The sequence below is a fragment of the Halomonas sp. BC04 genome (genome assembly GCF_000568385.1).
Window position 1 is genome coordinate 1 of the sequence record NZ_AZQX01000211.1, and the last position, 7,604, is coordinate 7,604.

The 7,604-nt window shown below is 64.9% G+C and carries 6 protein-coding genes and 1 pseudogene; 1 reads left to right on the plus strand and 6 read right to left on the minus strand.

Going from position 1 to position 7,604, the window contains the following annotated elements; translation table 11 throughout:
- The 4 genes and pseudogenes from rmuC to Q427_RS14700 all read right to left on the minus strand — a co-directional run.
- A partial coding sequence (gene rmuC, locus Q427_RS14685) for a DNA recombination protein RmuC (protein WP_043515208.1) occupies nucleotides 1-563 on the minus strand: 563 nt, incomplete at its 3' end.
- Nucleotides 564-632: 69 nt separating this feature from the next.
- Nucleotides 633-2,093 (minus strand): aldehyde dehydrogenase, encoded by a 1,461-nt coding sequence (locus tag Q427_RS14690; RefSeq protein WP_051496403.1) that lies wholly within the window; start codon nucleotides 2,091-2,093, stop codon nucleotides 633-635.
- Between the two features lie 41 nt (nucleotides 2,094-2,134).
- A pseudogene (locus Q427_RS14695) lies at nucleotides 2,135-3,534 on the minus strand (aspartate aminotransferase family protein).
- A 17-nt stretch (nucleotides 3,535-3,551) separates the two neighbouring features.
- Complete coding sequence (locus tag Q427_RS14700; RefSeq protein ID WP_043515212.1) at nucleotides 3,552-4,322, minus strand: gamma-glutamyl-gamma-aminobutyrate hydrolase family protein; 771 nt, start codon at nucleotides 4,320-4,322, stop codon at nucleotides 3,552-3,554.
- A 259-nt stretch (nucleotides 4,323-4,581) separates the two neighbouring features.
- On the opposite strand from Q427_RS14700, the gene Q427_RS14705 reads away from it, so the two are divergent.
- Nucleotides 4,582-5,958, plus strand: coding sequence for a glutamine synthetase family protein (locus Q427_RS14705; RefSeq protein ID WP_043515214.1), 1,377 nt, complete (start codon nucleotides 4,582-4,584; stop codon nucleotides 5,956-5,958).
- Nucleotides 5,959-6,042: 84 nt separating this feature from the next.
- Here Q427_RS14705 and Q427_RS14710 read toward each other — a convergent pair whose 3' ends face one another.
- Nucleotides 6,043-6,621 carry a glycine zipper 2TM domain-containing protein gene (locus tag Q427_RS14710; RefSeq protein ID WP_043515217.1) on the minus strand — a complete coding sequence of 193 codons (579 nt, stop codon included), beginning with the start codon at nucleotides 6,619-6,621 and terminating at the stop codon, nucleotides 6,043-6,045.
- 316 nt (nucleotides 6,622-6,937) lie between these two features.
- A partial coding sequence (locus Q427_RS14715; RefSeq protein ID WP_043515219.1) for a methylenetetrahydrofolate reductase occupies nucleotides 6,938-7,604 on the minus strand: 667 nt, incomplete at its 5' end.

A 7,604-nucleotide genomic window follows, 5' to 3' on the forward strand; every position in this document is an offset into this window, starting at 1 on the left:
GTCAGACGATCGGCCTGATCGGTGATCTCGCGGTTGAGGCCCTGCAGATGCTTGAGCTCGGTGCGCAGGCTGGCGCGCTGCTCGGTATCGAAGCGGTGGATGGATTCCACTTTCTCGCGAAAGCCCTTCATCTCGCTCTGGATGGGCTGCAACAGGCCGCTGATATGCTTCTGGGACAGCTCCGAGAACGCCTTGCCCTTGCGTTCGAGTATCTCGTTGGCCAGGTTCTCGAATTCCTGCTTGAGCTGGTCGCGGCTCTCGCGCAGCAGCGTGACCTGTTCGGCAAAGTGCTGCTGCTTCTGCTCCAGGGTGGTAGATAGACGCGCCTCCTTCACCTGCGCCTCGCCAAGCATGTGCTGCAACTCATCCAGGCGTCGCTCGCGCTCGGCGAGCCGCTGGCGCAGTTCAGCCAGGGCAGCGCTTTGCTCTCGTGCCTCCGTGCGCTGACGGCGAGCGGCGAGAAGACTGGCCAAGCCAAAGGCCAGCAGGAACGCCACCAGCGCCGAAAGCACCATGACATATCCGGTGGGGAGGGAGGTCAGCAGCGTCGTCAGATCATTCAAGGGGCATTCTCCTGCGAGCGGTCGTCGCGCCAGTATACCTGTCGCAACCGCTCGCTCCCTCCCCTCGTCTCAGCCCATCTGAAGCGTCATCCACACGCTCTTCAGGTTGGAGTACTCCTCCAGGCTGTGGTGCGACTTGTCGCGGCCGTTGCCCGACTGCTTGACCCCGCCGAAGGGCATGGTCTGGTCGCCGCCGGCCCAGTTGTTGACAAACACCTGACCCGACTGCAGCCGCCGCGTCACCCGCATGATGCGGTCGATGTCCTGGCTCCACAGGCCGGCGGCAAGGCCGTAGGGCGTGTCGTTGGCCATGGCCACGGCCTCCTCCTCCGAGTCGAAGCCGAACACCGCCAGCACCGGGCCGAAGATCTCCTCGCGGCCGATGGTCATCTGAGGTGTCACCCCATCGAACACCGTAGGCGGAATGAACAACCCCGGACCATCCAGCGCCTGGCCGCCGGTACGCAGCCGCGCGCCCTCCTCCACGCCCTGGCGGATAAAGTCGAGGATACGCCGGTGCTGGGTCTCATCGACGATGGCGCCCATGAAGCTCTCTGGGTCGAGCGGGTCACCGGGCTGCATGCCTTCCGCTGCCTTCAAGACGCGTTCGACGAACTCCTCGCGGATGGCGTTCTCTACCAGCAGCCGCGAACCGGCGATGCACACCTCGCCCTGGTTGTGGAAGATCGCAGCGGCGGCGTGGCTCGCCACCTTGTCCAGCTCCTTGCAGTCGGCGAAGACCAGGTTGGGGCTCTTGCCGCCGCACTCAAGGTAGACGCGCTTGAGATTGGACTGGCCGGCGTACTGCATCAGCTGCTTGCCCACGGCAGTGGAGCCGGTGAAGGCGAGACAATCGACCTCCATGGAGAGTGCCAGGGCCTTGCCCACGGTCTGGCCGAAACCCGGCAGCACCTGGAATGTACCGCGGGGCATGCCCGCCTCATGGGCCAGCTGGGCCAGCCGCAGTGCCGAGAGCGGCGACTTCTCCGAGGGCTTGAGGATCACACTGTTGCCGGCCGCCAGCGCCGGGGCGATCTTCCAGGCGGTCATCATCAGCGGGAAATTCCATGGCACGATGGCCGCCACCACGCCGATGGGCTCGCGCAGTACCAGCGCCAGGGACTCCTCACCGGTAGGCGCCACCTCGCCGTAAAGCTTGTCGATGCATTCGGCCTGGTAGCGAATACAGGCGATGGCACCGGCCATGTCGCCCAGCGAGCTTTTCACAGGCTTACCCATGTCGAGGGTGTCGATCAGCGCCAGCTCGTGCTTGTTGGCCTCCATCAGGTCGGCCAGGCGCAGCAGGATCTTCTTGCGCTTGCCCGGCGCCAGCCGCGACCAATCGCCGCCGGCGAAGGCCGCGCGGGCAACCGCCACGGCTCGCTCGGCATCGGGTGCGTCACAGCTCGCCACCCGGGCCAGGGTCTCGCCGGAGGCGGGGTTGATCGAAGCAAAGGTGTCGCCGCTCACCGCATCGACGAAAGCGTCATCGATGAAAGCGCGCGACTCGAAGTCGAGCCCGGCGGCCATGGCCTGCCAGTCGGCCAGGGTACGGGGAGATGGGGAACGGCTCACGATGGGGACTCCTCTATGTTGGTTTGGTCATCCGCGGCTCCTCGTGCGGCCAACCGTCGTGCTGTCTCGTCCAGCGCCTGGCGGGCCAGGCGGACCAGCTCGTCGACCTCGGCACGGGTGATCACCAACGGCGGCGAGATGATCATCGTATCACCCACCGAACGCATCACCAGGCCAATGTCGAAGCAGATGTCGCGACAGAGGTTGCCGACACCGAGCGACTTGGGAAAGCGCTCCCTGCGGGCCTTGTCGGCCACCAGCTCCAGTGCACCGATCAGTCCCAGCGAACGGGACTCTCCCACCAGCGGGTGGTCGCCGAGGGAGGCCCAGCACTTGGCCAGGTAGGGACCAATGTCGTCGCGCACCCGCTCGACGATGCCCTCGGCCCGCATCAGCTCCAGATTCTTCAGCGCCACCGCGGCACACACCGGATGACCGGAATAGGTGAAGCCATGGAAGAACTCGCCGCCACGCTCGACCAGGGCGTCAGCGACACGGTCGCCCACCAGCACGCCGCCGATCGGCAGGTAGCCGGATGAGAGCCCCTTGGCGATGGGCATGAGGTCGGGTTCGAGACCGTAGTGCTGGCTGCCGAACCATTCGCCCAGACGGCCGAAACCGCAGATCACCTCGTCCATGACCAGCAGGATGTCGTGGCGCGCCAACACCTCCTTCACCGCCGGCCAGTAGCTGGCAGGTGGGATGATGGCACCTCCCGCACCCTGCACGGGCTCGGCGATGAAGGCGGCGACGTTCTCCTCGCCGAGCTCGTGAATCTTGGCCTCGAGGGCCGCGGCACACTCGCGACCGAAGGCATCAGGTTCATTTCACGCCCTTCACCGAACCAATAGGGCTGGCGCACGTGGGCAATCTTCGGCACCAGAGGGCCACCCTGCGCCTGCATCGGCGCCATGCCGCCGAGGCTCAGGCCTGCCACGGTGGAGCCGTGATAGGCGTTCTCCCGCGAGATGATCCACTGCTTGTCTGGCTTACCCTCGAGCTGCCAGTAGCGGCGCACCATGCGCAGCGCGGTATCGTTGGCCTCGGACCCCGAACCGGTGAAGAACACCCGGTTCATGTGCGCCGGCGCCAGCCGGCACAACGCCTCGGCCAGCTCGACGGCCGGCGGATGGGCGCTCTTGAAGAAATTGTTGTAGTAGGGCAATTCACGCAGCTGCGCGCTAGCCGCCTCGACCAGCTCCTCGCGGCCGTAGCCCAGGTTGACGCACCACAACCCGGCCATGCCGTCGAGGATGCGGTTGCCTTCGCTGTCGTGGATATAGACACCCTCGGCGCGGGTGACAATGCGGCTGCCCTCCTCGCCCAGCGCCTTGAAGTCGGTGAAGGGGTGCAGATGGTGGGCGCGATCCAGCGCCTGGTATTCACGGGTATTCATGACATATTACCTCTGCCTCAGGCGGTGGTCGGATCGACAGCCCGAGCACGCCGATCACGATGCCCGCAACAGGCCGCGGCAAATCCTTCGAATAGGGCGTGGTAGAGCGGATGTTCCGCCGGCACCCATTCAGGATGCCACTGTACGGCCAGGGCAAAGTCCTTTGCTGCGGCGACAGAAACCGCCTCGACCAGGCCATCCTGCGCCCGCGCCTCCACGCAGAGCCCCTCACCCAGTCGATCGATGCCCTGCTGGTGCAGCGAATTGACCTTGGAACACGACTCGGGATAGAGCGCAGCGAGCCGGCCACCGGGCTCCACCACGATGTCGTGTGCCGGGGCGTAGCGGGCTGCATAGTCGGCATCGGGCTCCCGATGATCGAGCAGACTGGGCACGTTCTGCACCGCTTGGTGCAGCGTGCCACCATAGGCCACGTTGAGCTCCTGGAATCCACGGCAGATGCCCAGCAGAGGCTGGCCGCTGGCAATGGCGGCGGGTATCCAGGCCAGCGCAGCGGCGTCGCGATGCAGGTCATCCCGGGTGTTTTCCGGTGCCCGCTCGGCGCCGTAGCGGGAGGGTTCCACGTTGGAATAGCTGCCAGTGAGCAGCAGCCCATCCAGATGGGCGAGCAGATCGCCATCAACGGCATCCTGCCAGACCGGAAGCACCACCGGTGCCAGGCCATAGTCGCGCAGCGTGCTCAAGTACTTGTCGGTCACCACGTGGGCGGCGTGCCCTTCCACGTTGCGGCGACAGGCGATGACTCCCACCAGGGGTCGGCTCTGCATCGGCAGCCTCCTTCGAATGCTCGTGAGCAGGATGGTCAACTACGGCCACCATAGCCGCGTTGAGTAATCTTTCCAACAAGGCCGCTCAAAAATCAAAGAATTTCTTATGAAACTATGACCATATGCTTAATATACAGCAAGTTAAAGAAAAAAAATCGAAACGCCTCGCACAACCATTGCGTAAAGGATTTGACAACACTTGGTCGTGGCTGAAAGATTAGCCACTATGACAGCGCAACCGAACAATACAGGTGACTTCATGGCGTCGCTTACCGTCGCTCAAGCCCGGACCTTCCTCGAGTGCCACCCCGATGTGGATAGCATCGACCTGCTGATCAGCGATCTCAACGGCGTCATGCGCGGCAAGCGCATTCCTGGCACCAACCTGGAGAAGGTCTGCCTCAATGGTGTCAATCTGCCGGCTTCGGTCTTCGCCCTGGACATCAACGGCAACACCATCGAGGCCACCGGCCTGGGGCTTGCCATTGGTGACAGCGATCGCGTCTGCCGTCCATTGCAAGGTTCGCTGATGCCCAGCCCCTGGTTGCGCAAGGGGCGCCAGGCCCAGCTGCTGATGACCATGGTCGAGGCCGATGAGACCCCCTTCTTTGCCGATCCACGCCAGGTGCTGCAACGAGTCCTGAATCGCTTCGGGGCGGCCGGCCTGACCCCGGTGGTCGCCGTCGAGATGGAGTTCTACCTGGTGGACAGGCTGCGCACGGCCACCGGCGCAATACAGCCACCCTGCTCGCCCCGCAGCGGTGAGCGCGCCACCCAGAGCCAGCTTTACTCGATCCAGGAACTGGACGAGTACGCCGACTTCCTCGATGACGTCCAGTCGGCAGCCCGGGTACAGGAACTGCCACTGGATACGGCGCTCAAGGAGTGCGCCCCGGGACAGTTCGAGATCAACCTGATTCACTGCGATGATGCCCTTCTGGCCTGCGACAGTGCCGTGCTGCTCAAGCGACTGATCAAGGGGGTAGCGCTGAACCACGGCTTCGAAGCGACCTTCATGGCCAAGCCCTATGGATTGGAAGCCGGCAACGGGACCCACGTGCACATCAGCCTGCTGGACGACGCCGGCAACAATGTCTTCAGCGATGCTGGTGGTGACTCACTGGGCACACCGAAGCTGCAGCACGCCATCGCCGGCCTGCTGGAACTGATGCCGGCCTCCATGGCGATCTGCGCACCCAATCTCAACTCTTTCCGCCGCTTTCAACCGGGGCTGTATGTGCCCATGGCGCCCACCTGGGGCTACGACAACCGCTCGGTGGCACTACGCATCCCCTCCGGGCCCAACGGTGCCCGTCGTATCGAGCACCGTGTCGCCGGCGCCGACGCCAACCCCTACCTGCTGCTGGCCACGCTGCTGGCCGGTATCGACTACGGCATTCGGCAACGCCTGGCGCCGCCCGCACCGGTAACGGGGAATGCCTACGACCAGTTTCCCCCCAGCCTGACAAACAGCTGGCTGCACGCCCTCGAGCTGCTGGAAACCAATGCCCCCCTGGGCGAGGCCCTGGGCCACGATTTCATCAAGGTCTTCATCGCCAACCGTCGCGCGGAGCGTGCCCAGGCCATGCAGGCGGTGAGCCAGCTCGAGTACGAGTGGTACCTCAGACATGTCTAGACGACAACGCCCCGACCGAAGTCAGGGCGCCACGTCGAAGCGGTTATCGAGAGGAGCTTGAAAGGCCTACCTTGGCAGCAAGCCTCAGCCGTCGCTGGCCATCGGCAGGTCCCAGCGCGGCCGGCCCTCCTCGAGCAGCACGCGGTTGCCCTCGGGCCGATGATCCAGGCGCGAGACATCGGTCATTTCACCGTGTCGCCAGGTCACGTCATAGCCGACGGTCTCTTCGGAGCTGTCCATGACCGTGTGGCACTGACGCTGTGTGGTCGTGTAGGTCTCCGGCGCCTGATTGGCCTCGATGCGCCCCTGCACTTCGCGTCCCGCCAGGCCGCCGCCGACGACACCGGCAACGGTAGCCAGCGTCTTGCCGCTGCCACCTCCGACCTGATTGCCCAACAGGCCGCCGACAACGGCACCTGCAGCCGTGCCGGCGATACGGTTGGGGTCACGGCTGGGTTGCTGCGGTGCTGCTTGGCTTACCACGATGTCCTCGCATACCTCACGGGGCGTCTCGACGCTTCGCGTGACACGCTCCATGCCAACGATCTCGCCAAACTGGGGGCCGCTCTCCACGGGGGGCTGCTGGACCTGCCAGGCGCCAAATGCCAGTCCACCCAGACCGAAAACGGCCAGTGTCGTACCAACGACGGTTGATTTGTTCATCTGTCACCTCCTCTGTGGCGCACAGGCGCCTTGCCGACAAAACACAAGGGTCGGCTCCGGTCGATGTGCGGAGAATGCGATGAGAGACGGCGCATCCGGCGCCGCCAGGGAATTGACGATCAGTATACGCTGCCGCGAGGTATGAAAGTGCTTCTGCCCTTCACTTCCACAATGTCTGACCAGGCGTCGGCATAAAGCGACAGCCTTGGACTTTGCCCGAAAACTGTCTCAGTATCCCAGCCAGTCGCGCCGGGAATAGTACCAGGCGCCCAGCGCCGCACCCTGGCCGGCCAGGCTAGCCGCTCACCCAACTGCCCTATGCCCTGCTGGTGAGCGTGGTGGCCCTGCTGCTCGGCAGCGTCTCCAGCCAGGCGCGGGTGGGGCCGACCTGGTTGAAGGTATAGACATGCAAGCCGACGAAGCCTGTGTTGCCTTTCCCCAGGCACGGCCAGAGACTCCGCAGCAGGACGTCGGGGCGATAGACGGCCGGCCCGAACAGGCGGGTCATCCAACCGCCCTGACGCCTCAAGGCCCGTACCGAGGGGCCGAGACCGAGCCGCAGGGCGATGCTGATCAGCCGCTTGCGCTCCATCACCCCGGGAATGCCGGCATAGATTGGCAGGCGCAGGCCGAGCCGCCGCTGCCGCTCGCGCCAGGCCAGCAGGGGGCCGGGGTCGAAACAGAGCTGGGTGACGGCATAGTCGGCAAGCGCCGCCTTGGCCTCGAGATCGCGCTGCAGGGACGCCGCCTCGATATGGTGATGGCCTTCCGGATAGGCGGGCACCCCGACACGCTCGGGCCGCATCGACAGCTGGGCCATGGCCTCGAGCAGCGCAAGGCCATGGGGAAAGYCACCCACCGGGCGCTCGGCGTCGCCGCCCACCACGAAGGCGTCTTCAACGCCTAGTTCCGCCAGGCGTGCCAGCAGCCGTTTCAGGTGGCCGCGATCGCGCACCAGTCGGGCGGCGAGATGTGGCACCACC